Source organism: Streptococcus oralis, assembly GCF_019929365.1.
GTDB lineage: Bacteria > Bacillota > Bacilli > Lactobacillales > Streptococcaceae > Streptococcus > Streptococcus oralis_BT.
In genome coordinates this window covers 1-875 of the sequence record NZ_JAHZPH010000019.1, presented here as the reverse complement: position 1 = coordinate 875, position 875 = coordinate 1, and the positions used below count along the sequence as shown (strand labels likewise).

At 40.1% G+C, this 875-nt stretch carries 1 protein-coding gene and 1 pseudogene; both read right to left on the bottom strand.

Annotation, left to right across the window (positions count from 1 at the left end):
• Positions 1–107: 107 nt before the first annotated feature.
• Positions 108–544: pseudogene (locus tag K1I53_RS09390) on the bottom strand (transposase).
• Complete coding sequence (locus K1I53_RS09385) at positions 532–813, bottom strand: transposase (protein ID WP_440138139.1); 282 nt, start codon at positions 811–813, stop codon at positions 532–534. The pseudogene K1I53_RS09390 and the gene K1I53_RS09385 overlap by 13 nt, the downstream one beginning before the upstream one ends.
• Positions 814–875 lie beyond the last annotated feature (62 nt).

Sequence of the window (875 nt, the reverse complement as noted above, 5' to 3'; positions counted from 1 at the left end):
CTCTTTGTCAACTGTAGTGGGTTGAAGTCAGCTAAGATCGAGAAAGGACGAATTTCGTCCTTTCTTTTTTGATGTTGAGAGCGATGAAAATTCTTTTATTGAAGTTTTCAAAATTCCGAAAGCCAAAAGCCAAAAGCGTTTCGTTTGATGAGTTTAATGAAATTATTAGTTGCTTCCAAATTTGCGTTGGAATAGGGTAATTGGAGGGGGTTGACGATTTTCTCTTTGTCCTTGAGGAAGGTTTTTAAGACAGTCTGAAAAATTTCTCGGATTCCTTGTTCTGAAAGTGAAAAAGCAAGAGCTGGTAGAGCTTATAGTGGTGTTTCAAGTCTTCTGAATAGCTCAACAGTTTATCTAAAATCTCTTTATTGGTTAAGTGCATACGAAAAGCAGGGCGATAAAATCGCTTATCGCTGAGTTTACGACTATCTTGTTGAATGAGCTTCCAGTATCGCTTGATGGCCCTGTATTCATGCGATTTTCGCTCAAACTGATTCATGATTTGGACTCGCACACGGCTCATAGCACGGCTTAAGTGTTGCACAATGTGGAAGCGATCAAGTACAATTTTTGCATTTGGGAGTGAAACAGTCTGGTAGACTGTTTCAGCCTGAGCCTAGAAATTCGAAAGCGAAGTCGTTTAGCTAAGGCATAGTAAGGGCTAAACATATCCATAGTAATGATTTTCACCTGACAACGAACAGCTCTATCGTAGCGAAGAAAGTGATTTCGGATGACAGCTTGTGTTCTTCCCTCAAGAACAGTGATGATATCGAGTTTTTCAAAGTCCTGAGCAATAAAGCTCATCTTCATCTCCCGATTGAAACAGTCACTCCCCTGACTGTTTCAACATCCCAAGACATAATCTCTGGAAG

Bases quoted from the DNA above. Each gene is read 5' to 3' on its own strand.
- K1I53_RS09385 (WP_440138139.1), bottom strand. From the start codon at position 813: ATGAAGATGAGCTTTATTGCTCAGGACTTTGAAAAACTCGATATCATC.